Here is a 16,996-nt window from a genome sequence, read left to right as displayed (position 1 = left end):
GCAGGGTTGGATGCCGTGGCCACGGTTTGGCCCGCGCGGTAGATGAATGGAAGGAAATGCAAATGGATATCGAACAGGCACGCTTCAACATGATCGAGCAACAGATCCGTCCGTGGGACGTGCTCGACCTGGAAATCCTCGATCTGCTGGCCATCGTCAAGCGCGAGCTGTTCGTCCCCACGGCCTATCAGGCGCTGGCCTTCGTCGACATGGAGATTCCGCTGCCGGCCGGCCAGAACATGCTGGCCCCGCGCGTCGAAGCCCGCATGCTGCAGGAGCTCGGCGTGCGCAAGCATGAGAACGTGCTGGAGATTGGCGCCGGTTCAGGCTACATGGCCGCCCTGCTAGCCCATCGCGCGCAACATGTCACGACGCTCGACATCGTGCCCGAGCTGGCCGACATGGCAAGCCAGAACCTCGCACGCCATGGCGCGACGAATGTTCAGGTCATCGAAGCCGACGGCGCGCACGGCTATGCTGCTGGCGCCCCGTTCGACGTCATCTGCGTCTCCGGTGCCCTGCCCGTGGTGCCGCGCGCCATGCTCGACCAGCTCAAGATTGGCGGCCGCCTCGGCGCCATCGTCGGCGCTGCGCCGGTCATGACGGCCCAACTGATCACGCGCCTGTCGGATACCGAGTTCCAGACCGTGAACCTGTTCGAGACCATGGCGACGCCGCTGATCGGCGCCGACGACCTGCCGCGTTTCCGCTTCTGAAGCGATGCAGATGACAGATCGGACCTGACAGACCAGACGGATCACCCTGACGATGCAGAATCTGACCGCTCCCGAACTCGCTGCGTGGCTGGCCGAGCCGGCCCCGGCACGCGGCCGGCCCGTGCTGCTCGATGTACGCGAGGACTGGGAATTCCAGACCTGCGCCCTGCCCGGCAGCGTGCACATGCCGATGGGCAGCGTGCCGCAACGGGCGGCGGAGGTCCACGAGGATGCACCCGTCATCTGCATCTGCCATCACGGCATGCGCAGCTTGCATGTGGCGAGTTTTCTCGAGCGCCAGGGTTTTACCGATGTCTACAACCTGACGGGCGGCGTCGACGCGTGGGCGCGTCAGGTCGATCCCCAAATGCCGGTCTATTGAATGTCGAACCCCGGAGTCTGCATGTCTTTCGCTTCCCTTGCCCCGACCCCGCTCCGTGCTGCCGTGGCGGCCCTGCTCTTGCTGAGTCCGCTGGCGCATAGCGCCGACCTCCTGCAGGTCTATCACGAGGCGCAAGGAAACGATGCGCAATATGCTAGCGCGCGCTTTCAGGCGCAGGCCGGGCAGGAAGCGCTACCGCAGGCGCGTTCGGGACTGCTGCCGCAGATCTCCGGCAGTGCCAGCCTCACGCGCAACGAGGTCGACCAGCGCTCGCCGATTCGCGTGGAGCGCAACGGCACGTCCAAGGGCTGGTCGCTCAACCTGACGCAGCCGCTATTCCGCTGGGACCGCTGGGAAACGTACAAGCAGGGCGAGCTGCAGGTCGCTATCGCCGACACCACGCTGGCGCAGGCCTCGATCGACCTGATCACGCGCGTGGCCGAAGCCTACTTCAACGTACTGGCGGCCCAGGACAATCTGTATCTTGCCGGCGCACAGAAGGATGCCATCTCCCAGCAACTCGAACAGGCCAAGCGAAATTTCGAGGTTGGCACCGCTACCATCACCGACACCAACGAAGCGCAAGCTAGCTACGACCTCGCGGTCTCGACCGAAATCGCCGCGCGCAGCGCGCTCGAAGTGGCACGCGCCACGCTGCAGCAGATCACCGGCAAGCCTGCCGAGGAGCTGATGGGCTTGCGTCCCGGCGCACCGCTACCGGGCCCCGTGCCGACGGACGTGAATAGCTGGGCACAACGCGCCGAGGACGGCAACCTGCAAGCCATCATCGCCAGCCTGAGCGGCCAGATCGCGCAGCGCGAAACCAAGAAGGCACGCGCCGGCCACCTGCCGACCGTCGACCTGGTGGCATCGCGCAGCTACAGCAGCAACAGCACGGCATCGCAGACCTCGACCAACCTGGGCGGCACGCGTAGCGACTCCAGCCAGATCGGCGTGCAGGTGACAATTCCGCTGTTCTCCGGCGGCTACACGCAGTCACGCGTGCGCGAAACGCTGGCGCTCGAAAGCAAGGCCGCCAGCGATTACGATTTTGCGCGCCGCACGGCTGCGCAGTCGGCGCGCCAGTACTACTCGGGCGTGACGAATGGACTCGCGCAGGTGGCGGCGCTCGAAGCTGCCGAGAAATCAGCGCTGAGCTCCCTCGAATCGAACCGCCTGGGTTACGAGGTCGGTGTGCGTATCAACATCGACGTGCTGAATGCGCAGGCGCAACTGTTTGCCACGCGGCGCGATCTGCAGCGTGCGCGTTACGACACGATCCTGAACGGACTGCGACTGAAGGCTGCGGCCGGCACGCTGACCGAGGACGACGTGGTGCAGATCAATACCCTGCTGACAGCCACGAGCGCCAGTCTCACGGCGCTGCCCTCCAGCACGGCCAAGGCTGCGCCGAAGAAGGCGCCGGTCTCTCCCTCCACCGCCCCACTGACGCAGCCGCGCACGTCCAGCCGGGCAGCCGGCTAAGGCCGAGGCGCGCCACTTACTTGCGGCGCGTCGGCTCGCGCTCCTGGAACTGCAGCAGTTCGCCTGCAGACGTTTTCCACATCACCTGCCGTCCGCCCGGTGCGGCGTCCGAAGGCTGTGCCGCGACGCGCTCAAGCGATCCGGAAAAGGCAGCCTGCAATCCCGATTCGATGGCCATGCGCTCCGGCTCGCACGCCCGGCGCGTACTGATCAGTTGCGTGAACCGAATGCCTGATGCGGTTTTGGCGTAGCCGCCCCGCACCTGATTGCAGCCCGTGTTGCCAGACACCGCGCCCTGCTCGGCATCGATGCCATTGCTGAACAGCAGGAACACCGGCTCGCCGACCGGCAGCGTGCGTTCGGCACCCTCGGTGGTCTGCCACCGCACCAGTTCCCAGCGCGCCAGTCCGGCGTCGGTGACGCCAGCCGCATCCCGCGACGTCGCTGCAGGCTTGCCGGCGCAGGCCGTCAGCACGCCCAGCGCCAGCAGTGCGAAGCCGCTGGCCAGACTGCGCCATGTTCCTGTCGACTCGTGTGGCTTGTGTGTCATGCGCATCTCCTCGAAGGTGACTGTCAGGATCGCTTGTTCAGCGCAGCGGCACCAGCGCCGCCAGCGCATCGACCGTACGTGCGGTCGCGCCCCGGTGCGCACCGGCAAACTGCGTGGCGGCCTCGCGCCGCGCGTGCAGATCGACGGGATCGGCCAGCAGCGCATGCACGGCCCGCGCCAGTGCCCCGGCATCGGGCACGCGCAGGCAGGCGCCAGCGGCGATCGCATCCTCCGTCGCCTGCGCAAAATTGAAAGTATGCGGCCCCACCAGCACCGGCGTACCCACCGCGCATGCCTCGATGAGGTTCTGCCCGCCCAGCGGCAGTAGGCTGCCACCGATGAAGGCGACTTCCGCGGCGCTGAAATACATCGTCATCTCGCCCATCGAATCGCCGAGCAGCACATCGGCATCAATGCGTTCCGGCCAGTCCACCAAGGCGCTACGCCGCTGCAGCGTGAAGCCGGCCTGCGTCACCAGTTCGGCCACCGCATCGAAACGCTGCGGATGACGCGGCACGAGGATCAGCGCCGCGCGGCGTCCCGTATTGTCGACCTGCTCCCGCCACGCGGCGAGCAGTAGCGCTTCTTCACCATCACGCGTACTGCCAGCGCACCACACGGCGCGCCCATCGCGCGCGAGCGCGGCGTGCAGCGCCGCGCCTTTGTCCTGGAGGGCTGGCGGCGGCGCCATGTCGAACTTGAGGTTGCCTGTGACCTCTACCTGCGACACACCGAGCGCGCGATAGCGCTCCGCATCGCCTGGCGTCTGCGCCAGAATGCGCGTAAAGCCGCCAAACACCTCACTCGCCGCGCGCCCCAGCCGCAGCGTGCGCCGGAAACTGCGCGGCGACATGCGCGCGTTCACCAGGCACAACGGCACGCCCGCGCGCCGGCAACCATGCACGACGTTCGGCCAGATCTCGGTTTCCATCACCAGCCCCAGTTCCGGCCGGAAATGCCGCAGGAAGCCACGGATGGCCCACGGTACGTCATACGGTAGATAGCATTCATGCACGCGAGGTTCCGCGGCAAACAGTTCGGCGCCCGTGCGCCGGCCGGTCGGAGTCATGTGCGTGAGGACAATGGCATGGTCCGGAAAGCGCACCAGCAGGGCCTCGATCAAGGGCTGCGCGGCGCGCGTTTCGCCAACCGAGACCGCATGCACCCACAGGCAACGATCCTGCGCCAGCGCCTGCCGGCCATAGCGGCCGAAGCGTTCGCCAATGTGCTGACGGTAGCCTGGCTCGCGCCGGCTGCGCCACAGCAGGCGCAGGCAGGCCACCGGCAGAGCCAGGTGCCACATGGCGGTATACAGCCACCGCAGCATCATGCGCGCCCCTCGGGCATCTCCATGGGCTCGACCATAGCTGCCATCCCCGTCATCTCCGCCATGACGCGCTGTGCGGCGGCATGGACTGTCTCCACATCCGGCACCACACCCTGGTCGCCCACATTGGCAATGCATGGCGCCCAGTAGCCCTCGGTCTTCCAGCGCCCGGTAGCGGTATAGATTTCGACGGTGGGCCGCTTGAGCGCAGCGGCGATATGCACGAGACCGGTATCCACACCGACGATCAGCGTGGCCCGCTGAATCAACCCGAAGGCCTGCAGCAGCGAAAAACGCGGCAGGACGCGTGCTTCCGGCACGCCGGCGGCAATGGCCTCGGCTTCGGCACGTTCGGCCTCGCTGCCCCAAGGCAGCAACAGGGTGAGGCCCTCGGACTGCAGGCGTTGGCCGAGGGCGTGCCAGTGCGCCACGGGCCAGCGCTTGCGCGCCCCGGCGGTGGCGTGGAAACCGACGGCGAATCGTTCCGGCAGATCCTGCCAGAGCGGATCATCCACGTGCAGGTGTTGTGCTGCCGGCCCGAAAAATGCTGGCATGCTGTCCGGCACGCGCCCGGTCACAGCCGCACCCAGCAAGCGCGAGCGCTGCACCGCGTGCGTGCGCAGTGGCACGGTGATGGAACGTGTATAGAACCAACGGCTCGCCGGTTCGTAGCCCGAGCCTTCGGTGGCATTGGCCAGTCCGATCACTTCCGCGCCGGGCGCACGACGGGCCCAGCCTGCGACCACGGCAGTCTTGAGCAGGCCCTGCGTGTCGATCACGGCATCGTAGGTCTGAGCCTTGAGGGCGCGCCGGAACGCCACCAGTTCGCGCCAGGCCGAACCGCGCGTCAACTGCTTGCGCCAGCGCCGCAAGGCGAACGGAATGATGCGGTCGACACCGGGCACCAGCCGCACCAGGTCAACATAGCCTTCTTCCACCACCCAGTCGATGGCACAGTCGGGCCAGCGCGCCTTGAGGTCATAGACGAGGGGCATGTTGTGCACCACGTCGCCGAGCGACGAAACCTTGACGATCAGGATGCGGCGCATCGTCTCAGAACGGCAGTTGCGCATCAGGCTTGGCCGCCAGGATGACCTCGCGGAAAGCAGCCTGGATGCGCGCCAGCGCGGCATCGTTGTCGGCCTCGAAACGCATCACCACGACCGGCGTGGTGTTGGAGGGCCGCGCCAGCCCGAAGCCGTCTTCGTACTCCACGCGCACGCCATCGATCTTGATGACTTCGCGCGCGCCGGGAAAGGTGGCGTTGGCCTTGATGCGGTCCAGCAGGGTGAACGGTTCGCCTTCGGCGCACTTGAGCTGCAGTTCGGGCGTGCAGTTGGAGTTCGGTAGCGCATTGAGCAACGCCGCCGTATCGGCCACGCGCGACACGATCTCGAGCAGACGCGCGCCGGTATAGAGCCCGTCATCAAAGCCGTACCAGCGGTCCTTGAAGAAGATATGGCCGCTCATCTCGCCGGCCAGCGGTGCGCCGGTTTCCTTGAGCTTGGCCTTGACGAGCGAATGGCCGGTCTTCCACATCAGCGGTTCGCCGCCATGCTCACGGATCCACGGCGCCAGCTTGCCCGTGCATTTGACGTCGTAGATCACCTGCGCGCCCGGATGGCGCGACAGCACCTCCTGTGCGAACAGCATCAGTTGGCGATCGGGAAAGATGACCTGCCCGTCCTTGGTCACCACACCGAGGCGGTCGCCATCGCCATCGAAGGCCAGGCCGATCTCGCAATCGGTCTCGCGCAGCGTGCGGATCAGGTCGTCGAGATTCTCGAGATGGGCCGGATCCGGGTGGTGATTAGGGAAGGTGCCATCGACCTCGCAAAACAGTTCCGTCACCTCGCAGCCGAGCGCGCGGAACAGGGCCGGGGCAAACGCACCGGCGACTCCGTTGCCGGCATCGACGGCGATCTTCATCGGGCGTGCCAGCTTCACATCGCCGGTGATGCGATCGAGATACTGCTGCGCGATATCGACCTGCACATAGCTGCCCGCGCCGCTGGCAAAGCCGCCCCGGACGATGCGCTCGCGCAGCGCCTGGATCTGTTCGCCATAGATCGCCTGTCCGGCCAGCACCATCTTGAAGCCGTTGTAGTCAGGCGGATTGTGGCTGCCGGTCACCATGATGGCCGAGGTGGCGCGGCGCCCGTCGAGTTCGACATTGGCGCCGAAGTACACCATCGGCGTGGCCACCATGCCGAGGTCGATCACATCCACGCCAGCGGCGCGCAGCCCCTCCACCAGGCCGCCCAGCAGGTCGGGACCGGAGAGGCGGCCGTCGCGGCCCACCACCGCGGTCTGCTCGCCCAATTCGCGCATGGCCGAGCCGAAGGATCGGCCGATCAGCCGCGCCACGTCGCGGTCCAGAGTCTTGCCGATGATGCCGCGGATGTCGTAGGCCTTGAAAATGGAGGCGTCGAGTTGCATGGATGGATTCCTGAACGGTCGTTGCGTTGGAGCACGCCTGGCGGACGAGTTCGCCGGCCACGCGCTGCTCCGCACAGTCAAACCCGTATTTTGCCGGATTCTGGCGAGCGGGCCAGTTTATAATGCCCAGCACCTCATTTCCGTGCGGTCTGGCAGTAAAGATGGACGCACACGGAACAGACACCGGCAGACCATGGCAGATTCCCCGCTGAAAATCGCGTACCTGATCACCGACTCGGGGACCGGGGGTGCGCAACGGCATCTGGCCGACCTGTACGCCGCGCTTGCGGGACGGGTCGATGCGACCGTCCTGGCGGGCGGCGAAGGCGCCATGCTGCGCGAGATGGAAGCAAGCGGCGCGCGGGCGATTCCCGTGCCGCTGCTCGACAACTCGCTCTCGCCGCTGCGCGGCATGCGCCTGCTGGGCCAGATCATGACCACCCTGCGCCGCATCCGCCCCGACCTGATCCATGCCCACAGCGCCAAGGCCGGCGCCATCGCCAGGCTGGCTGGCGCACTGTTGCGCATTCCCGTGGTGTACACGGTGCACGGCTTTGCCTTCAAGCCGGAAGCGCCAGCCCTGCAACGGCTGGTGGCCCAGCTCACGGAAAGCCTGCTGGCGCCCTTCACCACGCGCATGATCTGCGTATCCTCGGCCGAGCAGGCCATGGCGCGCCGATTGCCGCTACGCACCGCGCGCATCGCGACGATTCCCAACGGCATTCCCGATACCATGCACCGCGCCGATCCGACCGCGCGCGTCGAACGCATCGTCATGGCCGCGCGCTTCGCGCCGCCCAAACGTCCCGACCTGCTGATCGACGCGGGACGCCGCCTGCAGCCGTCCCAGCCAGTGGAGATCATCATCGCTGGCGACGGCCCGCAGCTCGACATCATGCGCGCCTATGCCAGCCATACGCCGCCGCTGGTGCAGATCACGCTGCCTGGCGAGGTCGAGGACATGCCGGCGCTGCTGGCCTCTGCACAGATTTTCGTGCTGCTGTCCGACCACGAAGGCTTTCCGCTCTCGGTACTTGAGGCGATGCGCGCTGGCCTCCCGATCGTCGCCAGCGATTTGCCGGGCATCCGCGAGCAGCTCGACAACGGCAACTGCGGCGTGCTCGTGCCGCCGCGCAACCCCGGCGCCGTGGCAGCTGCCCTGCAGGCACTGGCTGCCGACCCGGCGCGGCGCGCCGAGCTCGGCAATGCCGCACGCCGGCGCTATGCTTCACACTATCGCATCGGGCCGATGGCCGAACTGACCTGGCAGGTCTATCTCGATACCCTGCAGGCACACAAACGTTCATGACGCCTTCCAAGCCGCCCGCTTCCAAACCCCCGGTGCCAGCCGGCCAGCCGGCCCTCTCCGGTCCGGGCACGATGTCCGAACTGGCGCGCCGTCGCAGCCGCATGCTGGCGTGGGGCGTGCTCGGCCTGACGCTGTTCGCGTGCAACCTCTGGCTGGCGCATCAGGCCGCGCAACGTGGCTATGTCACGTATGTGTTCACGCAGACCATCCTGTGGTCGGTACTCCCTTACCTGCTCGCCTGCCTGATGATCGACCGCACCATCCACGTGCCGTCCATCGAAGGCAACAGCCTGATCGGCCTCTCCACCGCCGTGCCCTTCGCCGCGCTGCTCGGCGTGGTGCTGATGTTCCATCTACCGTATTCGCGCGGCGCGCTGCTGCTCAGCTACGGTGTCACGTTGCTGTGGCTGTGGCTCGGCTACCGGCGTTTCATCAGCCGCTACGTACCGGTGTTCGGCGCGCTCGATGCACAAGCCGTCGGCACGCTGCAGGCCATGCTCGACATGCCGGGCGCGGCGCGTCCCGCTCCGGCCACGCTGCGCGTCGTGCGCAGCGAGACCGAAGCCCGGCAGTGCGACGGCATCATGCTCGACCGGAGCGCCCCGCTCAACGACGAGCAAGCCCGCCTGCTGGTGCAGCTGAAGATCAGCCATGTGCGCATCTATTCGGTGGAGCGCGTGGGCGAGCTGCTGACCGGCCGCGTGGGGCTTGCGCATATCGATACGGAATTCCACGACGAGCACGTCTCGCGCCTGCTGTTCGATGCCTTCAAGCGCCTCACTGATATTGCCGGCGCGCTGGCGCTGCTGCCATTCGCCCTGCCCGCCTCGCTGCTGGTGGCGCTGGCCATCCGCGCCGAATCGTCCGGGCCTGTGCTGTTCCGCCAGGCCCGCATGGGGCGCTTTGGCCGGCCTTTCACGCTGCTCAAGTTCCGCAGCATGACGCACCAGCATGGCACGGAACACCAGTTCGCGGTGCGCGACGATCCCCGCGTCACACGCGTCGGGCGCATCATCCGCAAGTACCGCCTCGACGAGCTGCCGCAACTGTGGAACGTGCTGGCGGGCGAGATGAGCCTGATCGGCCCGCGCCCGGAAATTGTCGAGATCGCGCAGCGCTACGCGCAGAGTATTCCCTACTATCCGTACCGCCACCTGGTACGCCCCGGCCTGTCGGGCTGGGCCCAGGTCCAGCAGGGCTACACTGCGACCGATGCCGAAAGCGTGACCAAGCTGGGCTACGACCTGTACTACGTCAAACACCGCTCGCTGGCGCTCGACCTGCTGATCGCTGCCAAGACACTGCGCACGCTGCTGACCGGCTACGGTGCGCGCTGAGACCGCCAACACATGCGCATTCTCCTCATCACCACAGGGCTGCTGACCGGCGGCGCGGAACGCCAGGTCGTGGATCTCGCAACCGCGTGGGATGCTGCCGGCCACGCCGTGCACATCATCAGCCTCACGGGAACCGCCAGCAAGTTCCCCATTCCGGAGGGTGTGGATGTCACCTTCCTGGGCCTGCGCAAGCAACCGCTGGCGGTGCTGCGTGGCCTGCGTGCCGCACGCGCCGTGGTGCGACAGTGGAAACCCGATGTACTCCACAGCCACATGTTCCACGCCAACGTGTTTGCGCGCCTGCTCCGCCTGACGTCTCCCGGCGCCAGCACGGTGCCGCTCTTCTGCACCGTGCACAGCACGCAGGAAGGCGGCTGGCTGCGCATGCTGGCGTATCGCCTGACCGACCCTGCCTGCACTCTCACCACGCATGTCAGTGCTGAGGGCCGCACCAGCCTGATCAAGACAGATGCGGCGCCGGCCGAACGCGTGGTCGTGATTCCCAACGGTATCGATACTGCGCGCTTCGCACCCGACCCCGCGAGCCGCGTACGCCTTCGCACCGCCCTGGGCATCGCCGAGACAACGCGCCTGCTCCTGCACGTCGGCCGGCTGGTGCCCGAGAAAGCGCAGCACACGCTGGTTGAGGCATTTGCCCAGGTGCATGCTGCCCATCCGGCCACGCACCTCCTGATCGCTGGCGATGGGCCATTGCGTACCGCACTGGCACAGCAGATCGCCGCTGCCGGGCTCGATGGCGCCGTCACCCTGCTGGGCAACCGTGACGATATTCCGGCACTACTGCAAGCCGCCGACCTGTTCGTGCTGTCATCCAACATCGAAGGCATGCCGCTGGCGGTTGCCGAGGCGCTCGCCAGCGAACTGCCGGTCGTGGCCACCGATGTCTCCGGCATCCGCCTGCTGGTACGCGACGCACAGCGTATCGTGCCGCCTGGCGATGCAGCCGCGTTGGCAGCCGCGATACGCGCTACCCTCGATGCGCCGCGCAGCCCCGAGGCGCGTGCCGCCATGGTGGAGACATTTGGCATCAGCGCGATCGCCGAGTCCTGGCTGACCCTCTACGAACAGTGCGGTGCGTATGACGCGTCGCGGGACGACGCATGCAACGGCGACTGACGCATAACGTCCTGTGGGTACTGGCCGAGCGCAGCGTACAGACCGTAGCCGGTATCGGTATCGCCGCCATGTTGGCACGGGCGCTCGGCGTGGAAGGCTTCGGCCTGTTCCAGTACGCACAGTCGCTCGTATTGATCGCGGCAGCCGCGACGCTTGTATGCGGCGCAGAGGTCACCGTGCCACGGCTGGTCGCACTGCCAGCGCCAGACACCCACCCTCGACTGCTGCGCCATGTCTTTGCGCTGCGGCTCATGGCCGCGGCGCTGGCCTATGTCGGCTTGCTGGCGGCCGTGTTCTGGCTGAGCGAATCTACCCTGCTACGAGCCACGGTCGCCATCCTCGGTCTCAGCATCCTGCTGCGCGAGCCCTTCGGCACGGTTATCGCATGGCTCCAGGCAATGACGGACAACCGGCCTGCCTCGGTCATCGCCATGGCGGCGCTGCTGGTGAAACTGCTGCTGATCGGCACGATGTATGGGCTGGGCGTACGCGCGCTGCCGGCTTATGCCGGCGTGCTGGCGCTCGAATCGCTGCTGATCGCGGCCTGCCTGGCGATGCTGTATGTACGCCGCACGCGCGGCATGCCGCCACACGCCGGCCCACTCGACCGCGGCATCCTGAAAACGCTGTTGCATGACGGGGCGCTGTTCTGGCTCGCGATGCTGGTCATGATGGCCGCACGCCGGGTCGATCAGCTGTTGCTCAAGCCGGCCGTGCCACTGGCCGAGCTCGGCGCATACGCGGCCAGCATGCAGCTGCTCGACAACCTGCTGCTGCTCGCAACCGTCATGGTGAATGCGCTCGCACCGCTGCTGGTCTATGCGCAAGCCGACCGCGCCATGGCGATGCGCCGCGTGGCACAACTGGCAAGCGGCATGGCCCTGCTCGGCCTGGCTGGCGGTGCGGTACTGGCGCTGCTGGCGCCCTGGGTCGTGCATCTGCTGTATGGCGCGGCCTTCAGCGATGCTGCCGCCCTGCTGCGCCTCGTGGCGCTCGGCAGCGCCCTGCTGTTTGCCGATGCCGCCCTGACCCTGCTGGCCGTCATGCTGCGCCGCCCGATCTGGATCGTCGGTAAATGGCTTGCCGTGCTGGCCGTGACGATTGCCATCGACAACATGCTGATTCCATCCATGGGTGCGCGCGGAGCAGCCATCGGCTATTTGTGCGCCAACGCCTGCGCGGTGCTGATCGGCGTCACGCTGCTGGTACGGGCATGGTGCGAGGAGAAACCGGCATGAGCGCCCGCCCGGTGGTGTGCTTCCTGACCGGCACGCTCGACGCGCTGGCTGGCGCCGAGCGCGTGACCGCCGTGGTCGCCAGCGCGCTCGCTGCGCGCGGCTACACCGTCCATGTGCTGGCGCTATGGGGCGAACGCAGTTGCTTTCCCTTGCATCCAGCGGTGCATCTGCATGCGCTGCACGCCCTGCGCCCGTCGTTCAAGCGCCGTTACGTGGCCACGGTACGCGGCATCCGCGCTTACCTGAAGCAGCACGGCATCGAGGTGCTGGTCGGCGTGGATACCATGCTGGCGTGGTTCACCGCACCCGCCGCGCTGGGCCTGCCGGTACGGCAGATCGCCTGGGAGCACTGCAACTTCGATGAAGACCTCGGTCGCCGCAGCCGCCGCGTGGCGCGCCGTCTGGCGGCCAGCCGCTTTGATGCGGTGGTGGTACTGACCGAACGCGACCGCAAACGCTGGCAGCAAGCGCTGCGTCCGCGCGCACCGATTGTGGCGATCGCCAATCCGCTGCCGTTTGAGATGGGTACGGAGATAGATGCCGATATCGCGACCGAGATGACTACGGGAGGGGCAACCCGGATGACACCGGATGCGCCTGCGCCAGGCACTGCGGCCAGCAGCCCCGTCTCGCTCACCGTTCACGACGCGCCATTGCTCCTGGCTGTCGGTCGCCTGATTCCCGCCAAGGGTTTCGACCTCCTCCTGCGTGCGTGGCAACAGGTCGTGGCACGGTACCCCGAGTGGCGGCTGCGCATCGTGGGTGAAGGCGAGTCACGTGCGGCGCTGGAAGCGTTGCGCGACACGCTTGGCATCGGCCACTGCGTTGCCCTGCCGGGCACGACACCCGACATCCTGCCGCACTATCGTACCGCCTCCGCATTCTGCCTGAGTTCGCGCTACGAGGGATTTGGCATGGTGCTGATCGAAGCCATGGCCTGCGGCCTGCCGATTGTCTCGACCGACTGTCCGACAGGCCCGCGCGAGATCCTGGAAGGCACCGGCGCCGGCCTGCTGGTGCCGCCGGACAACGTGGATGCCCTGGCCGCCGCGCTCATCCGCGTGCTCGGCGATGCCGCGCTGCGCACACAGCTGGGCCGGGCCGGACGGCAGGCAGCACAGCGCTATCGCGCCACCACCATCGCCGCGGCGTGGGATACGCTGCTGTGTGTGCACTGCCCGGGCTGAACACGCCGAACGACGTCAACCACGACCTGATCTGACGTCGTACCGCAACAGCATGTCGCTGCATGTCGCGACATCCCGCAGCAACAACACATCGTCACGTACCGGAGCGTCCCCAGATCCCGCCGTCGCCCATCTGCCTGGCAGCCTCCCGGATGGTCCTTGGCGCAGGATCATAGAGCAGGTGCGCACGTGCCAAAGGATCCATGCCCCGCGCCTCGGCCAGTACCACGATTTTCCGGCCTGGCACCAGCTCGATGAAGTAATGCGCCGGAGTACTGTTCCCCACCGAACACATCTCGACCACAGCCGTCTTCCGGTCAGGCGCAAACCGCGCCGAGGCGCACAGTTCGTGCAGGTCTTCATAGAACATCTCGGGCGTGCAGCGCCGGCCCAAAAAGGTCTCGTAGTCCCGGATGGCGGCCCGATGATCTTGCAGCTGGCCCGTCATCGGCGTACGAGAACGCCGTAACAGGCGCTCGATACCCATCTCGGCCGATTCTTCGGCGCGCCGCTGCAGCAACGTGTCGCGCACCTGCGCACGCAACATGGCATGCACGCGGGCGTTCGATTGCCGCATCTCCGGCGTGCGCGTGCTGATCTGGCGCAGCGCCGACGCATGGATAGCCGGCTCGATTGGCGCCTGTGTACGCGATATCGGCGGGTTAGATCCTGCAACGGATGGCTCCGCTGACAATTCCGTCGAGGCGCGAGCTGATACGCGGACCACTGCAGGCCCGGGCGCGTGCCCTTCGCACCGTGCAGGCCGCGGCATGTCCTGACCATCCCGATTGCCCGGGCGATACGCACCTTCAGGCGACGGCTCCGGTGGCGTCAGCAGCGTGTGGATCGGAATCTTCGTGCCTCCAAGCTTGCGTACTGGTGGGGCTGTCGATCCGGAAAGTGCTGGTGGCACCCATCGGGGAGGGCGCTCCGACAAGGCCACCAGCGCGGACAATACGACCGCGGCGTTGGACTGGCGCCGTGGTCGGTCATTCAATCCGCCATTGCGTCGATCGTCGGGACAATCATGCCGGCCCGCCATAGGCCCCTCTGATCGCGCATCGCACGGAGCGGGCCGAGACGCACCGATGTCGGCAAGTTCCGAGGCCTTGCGCTTTTCCGCGCGACGTGACGCAGGCACAGGAGGTAGCTGTTCAGGCTCACGCGTCCGCGGGGGTAAGGCGGCAGATAAGGCATCGGCCTCCGCACTATCGATACGGTCCACCAGGCTTTGCAACAGCATATAGTGTGCTACCGGCTGCATCTCCCCCACATGAAACGCCACTCGCGGCGACTGCGACGCGGTAAACGGATATGGCGCCAGGACCGTGATCGTATGCGCCCCGTCCAGCGCCATGCGGTACTGCGCAATTCCCAGCCGCGCCGCCTTGTCGCGCAGGACCCGGAATACCATGCGCTGTTCCGGATCCTGCGCATGCAGCGTCTCTTCACTGATGCGCGTACACCCCAGCTCGGCCGCAAAGGACGGCGAACCCTCGGTGAGCGCGCTGACCGTATGCAGGTTTTCCAGGACCCAAAGTGTCAGTTGGTATACATACCGCTCGCACGCCGCTTTCCGATCGGCGGACAGCTGCTCCTCATGCGCATGCTCCCAGCGCTGCATCGCCTGCCGCAGCGCGCTCCGGCCGATGATGAGTTCGATACGCTCCATGCTCCGCCCCCGTCGCGCCTTGCACAGGTGAGCGTAAGCTCGCAGCGTCGCCTCACCCGCCTGCCACCATGGCGTAAACGGAATCGCCGCAAAGTGGGGCGGCGGCGCGCTCCCATGCTGCGCAATGGATGACACCAGGCGCGATCCAACCGGCGGCAATGCCAGTGGTGACTCCGGCAGCAAAGGCGCAGACGATGCCAACAGCCACGCAAAAGGCTGTGGCAGGCCAGCCGAAGAATGCGCTACGCCCTCCTCGCGCTGCCACGCTCCCGCCACCGGCAGCCCGACGCCCCCACAAGACGCCGGCGACGCCATGGCCCGCGTGCGTGGCATCCACACCACCTCCGGCATATCCACCCCAGTCCGAGGCGTTCCGCCACCTTCAGACCCCTCTACCTCCCGAGCCAACGAAGGAAAGCGAAACGTAGAAGAGGCTCCCGCCAACGGGGACCGGACCGGCGTAAACAGAGGAGGATTCGGCATGACGACACTGGAGAAAACACAAGCCCAAGACGATAGGCAGTCGGTGCAAGCCGCTCAAGAAAAATGATGTAAGACGGGAGGGGAACGGCGGGATTTCAGGGCGAACTTCGGAATGGAGTCCGCGGTCCGGCGACGGGCTCAGTCCTGTGCCAATCGATGTGCATGGTGTCCGCCAAGCCATCGCTGCAGATCGATAAACGATTGCTTCTCCGGCTTAACGTGGCGCGCTGCTTCCACCCAGGGCAACCTCATTGGACATTTCCCTGACAACGTCCTCAATCTCCTGCGCGACAGGGGAATATAGAATCGCCATCCTGTCGAACGGATCTTCGCAGGTGCGTGCCAGCACGACGAAACGCCGTTCGTTCGACAGTTGTACGAAGTAGCGCCTGACCCCGTTGAGGGTGAGGCCGCGATCGATCCGATCGACCTGCAAGGCGGCAGAAAATTCGGCCTGCGTGCCGGCATGCATCAGTTCGATACGCGGCGACTCAAGGACATGATCGGCCCGGTAGCACAGGCTCAACAGACCCCGATATAGTTGTTCAGGAGCCAGATGTACGCCACTGTCCGCTGCGTAGATCCTGCACATTTCGCGGAGTCGGGCATCGTAGCCATATCCCAGCGTATCCTGCATGCGCAATCGCAGCCCGCGCTCCCGCACTGTATTGCGCGTGGCTTGCACACTCTGTTCGCTCTCCTCCTCCAGGACACCCATCGCACCGAATGTATCGCTCCCTATTGCCTGGGTCAGCACAGTTAGAGAAACCGTCCGGGGCAACCTCACTGAATAGCGTCGTTGCAACCCATCGCTCTCGACCATCTCCACGAAATCGGTGCGCAGTTGCGGCGCGCGCCGGGCAGCATTGCACATGTTCTGCAGGCTGAGATAAAACGCTTCCGCGGAGCAGGGCACGGCCGTTGCACGGCAGTACCGCGCATGAATGCGGCGGAAGGCCTGCTCGTCCAGGCCGAGCGCCCGACGCATATGCAGTGCCACACGTACACTCGCTTCCCGTGGCAACTGGATCGCCATGCGATCAGGAACACCTGCTCGCCGAAGAATCTCCCTGGTGATACCGGAGGCCACATGCGCGGCCGCATCGGCCTCGTCATCAGGATGGGGCCGCTTGCGCGACGCGGCAATTGCAGAGGATGGAAGGGGTGGCGTTGGCTCTCTATCTTCGCGCGAAAGCCCGGGCGGCAAATCCACCGGAGTGGCAGGCGGGGCATTGCTTCCCGGCGCGGCCATGCGGTCACGCGAAGCAGCCGGAGGCGCTGCGAGAGGCGGCGATAACGCATGTCGGCGGGCATGTTGTGCGCCGCTAAAGTAATGGCCGTGGTAGACCATAACATGCCGATCTCCCTGCCCTGGCGGTGCAGATGGAAGTGTTGAGGAACCCGTCGCCCGTGCTTGATGAGGGAGGGAAAGCGGATACCCCACGGACATTGCGGTACCCATGGCAGAAGATGCGTTCGCACCCGCCGGCGGAGCAAGAACCGTTGTTGCGCCCAACACTACGACCCCGCTGGTATGGGTGTCCGGTGCCGGTGCGAGCGATGGGTTTCTATCGGACGAGCGCGGCAGCAGCACACGCAACTCCGGCCGCCGCCCGCCTCTTCTCTGCTCTTGCTGGACATCGTTGATGCGCCAGCCTCGTCGGGAAGACACTGCTGCGGAGACATTCGTCGTGGGCTGCGGTACAACCTGCAGCGGCGCAGTCTGCCTGCCCG

At 66.3% G+C, this 16,996-nt stretch carries 14 protein-coding genes; 8 read left to right on the top strand and 6 right to left on the bottom strand.

Annotated features, from left to right (window positions below):
* The first annotated feature begins 62 nt into the window (after positions 1-62).
* From ACQ3C8_RS03195 to ACQ3C8_RS03185, 3 genes are read left to right on the top strand one after another with little or no spacing between them, the layout of a single operon-like run.
* Positions 63-716, top strand: coding sequence for a protein-L-isoaspartate O-methyltransferase family protein (locus tag ACQ3C8_RS03195; protein WP_428852438.1), 654 nt, complete (start codon positions 63-65; stop codon positions 714-716).
* 52 nt (positions 717-768) lie between these two features.
* Positions 769-1,098 carry a rhodanese-like domain-containing protein gene (locus ACQ3C8_RS03190; protein WP_428852437.1) on the top strand — a complete coding sequence of 110 codons (330 nt, stop codon included), beginning with the start codon at positions 769-771 and terminating at the stop codon, positions 1,096-1,098.
* A gap of 21 nt (positions 1,099-1,119) precedes the next feature.
* Complete coding sequence (locus ACQ3C8_RS03185; RefSeq protein ID WP_428852436.1) at positions 1,120-2,583, top strand: TolC family outer membrane protein; 1,464 nt, start codon at positions 1,120-1,122, stop codon at positions 2,581-2,583.
* 16 nt (positions 2,584-2,599) lie between these two features.
* Here the strand turns inward: ACQ3C8_RS03185 and ACQ3C8_RS03180 are convergent, their stop codons facing one another.
* The 4 genes from ACQ3C8_RS03180 to ACQ3C8_RS03165 are packed head-to-tail and all read right to left on the bottom strand — an operon-like array spanning position 2,600 to position 6,899.
* Positions 2,600-3,133: an META domain-containing protein gene (locus ACQ3C8_RS03180; RefSeq protein WP_009521485.1), complete on the bottom strand. Its 534-nt coding sequence runs from the start codon at positions 3,131-3,133 to the stop codon at positions 2,600-2,602.
* Positions 3,134-3,170: 37 nt separating this feature from the next.
* A complete protein-coding gene (gene waaA / locus ACQ3C8_RS03175) occupies positions 3,171-4,460 on the bottom strand; it encodes a lipid IV(A) 3-deoxy-D-manno-octulosonic acid transferase (protein WP_428853020.1) in 1,290 nt (429 codons plus the stop codon).
* Positions 4,460-5,509, bottom strand: coding sequence for a lipopolysaccharide heptosyltransferase I (gene waaC, locus ACQ3C8_RS03170; RefSeq protein WP_428852435.1), 1,050 nt, complete (start codon positions 5,507-5,509; stop codon positions 4,460-4,462). The genes waaA and waaC overlap by 1 nt, the downstream gene beginning before the upstream one ends.
* Before the next feature lie 4 nt (positions 5,510-5,513).
* Positions 5,514-6,899, bottom strand: a complete 1,386-nt coding sequence (locus tag ACQ3C8_RS03165; RefSeq protein ID WP_428852434.1) for a phosphomannomutase/phosphoglucomutase — start codon at positions 6,897-6,899, stop codon at positions 5,514-5,516.
* Between the two features lie 193 nt (positions 6,900-7,092).
* On the opposite strand from ACQ3C8_RS03165, the gene ACQ3C8_RS03160 reads away from it, so the two are divergent.
* Genes ACQ3C8_RS03160 through ACQ3C8_RS03140 form a run of 5 tightly spaced genes read left to right on the top strand, consistent with a single transcriptional unit; the run spans position 7,093 to position 13,107 of the window.
* Positions 7,093-8,208 (top strand): glycosyltransferase family 4 protein, encoded by a 1,116-nt coding sequence (locus ACQ3C8_RS03160; RefSeq protein ID WP_428852433.1) that lies wholly within the window; start codon positions 7,093-7,095, stop codon positions 8,206-8,208.
* The gene (locus tag ACQ3C8_RS03155) at positions 8,205-9,545 is read left to right on the top strand and encodes an exopolysaccharide biosynthesis polyprenyl glycosylphosphotransferase (protein WP_428852432.1); all 1,341 of its coding nucleotides are present in this window, start codon (positions 8,205-8,207) and stop codon (positions 9,543-9,545) included. The genes ACQ3C8_RS03160 and ACQ3C8_RS03155 overlap by 4 nt, the downstream gene beginning before the upstream one ends.
* A gap of 12 nt (positions 9,546-9,557) precedes the next feature.
* The gene (locus tag ACQ3C8_RS03150) at positions 9,558-10,682 is read left to right on the top strand and encodes a glycosyltransferase (protein WP_428852431.1); all 1,125 of its coding nucleotides are present in this window, start codon (positions 9,558-9,560) and stop codon (positions 10,680-10,682) included.
* On the top strand, positions 10,667-11,920 hold the full coding sequence (locus ACQ3C8_RS03145) for an oligosaccharide flippase family protein (RefSeq protein WP_428852430.1): 1,254 nt from the start codon (positions 10,667-10,669) through the stop codon (positions 11,918-11,920). The genes ACQ3C8_RS03150 and ACQ3C8_RS03145 overlap by 16 nt, the downstream gene beginning before the upstream one ends.
* Positions 11,917-13,107, top strand: coding sequence for a glycosyltransferase family 4 protein (locus ACQ3C8_RS03140; protein WP_428852429.1), 1,191 nt, complete (start codon positions 11,917-11,919; stop codon positions 13,105-13,107). Before ACQ3C8_RS03145 ends, ACQ3C8_RS03140 begins: the two co-directional genes overlap by 4 nt.
* A gap of 94 nt (positions 13,108-13,201) precedes the next feature.
* Here ACQ3C8_RS03140 and ACQ3C8_RS03135 read toward each other — a convergent pair whose 3' ends face one another.
* Positions 13,202-14,779, bottom strand: a complete 1,578-nt coding sequence (locus ACQ3C8_RS03135; RefSeq protein ID WP_428852428.1) for a hypothetical protein — start codon at positions 14,777-14,779, stop codon at positions 13,202-13,204.
* Between the two features lie 697 nt (positions 14,780-15,476).
* Positions 15,477-16,514 carry a hypothetical protein gene (locus ACQ3C8_RS03130; RefSeq protein ID WP_428852427.1) on the bottom strand — a complete coding sequence of 346 codons (1,038 nt, stop codon included), beginning with the start codon at positions 16,512-16,514 and terminating at the stop codon, positions 15,477-15,479.
* Between the last annotated feature and the right edge of the window lie 482 nt (positions 16,515-16,996).

It is taken from the genome of Imbroritus primus, from assembly GCF_964332355.1.
Classification (GTDB): domain Bacteria; phylum Pseudomonadota; class Gammaproteobacteria; order Burkholderiales; family Burkholderiaceae; genus Imbroritus; species Imbroritus primus.
This window is presented reverse-complemented; position numbering and strand designations above follow the sequence as displayed.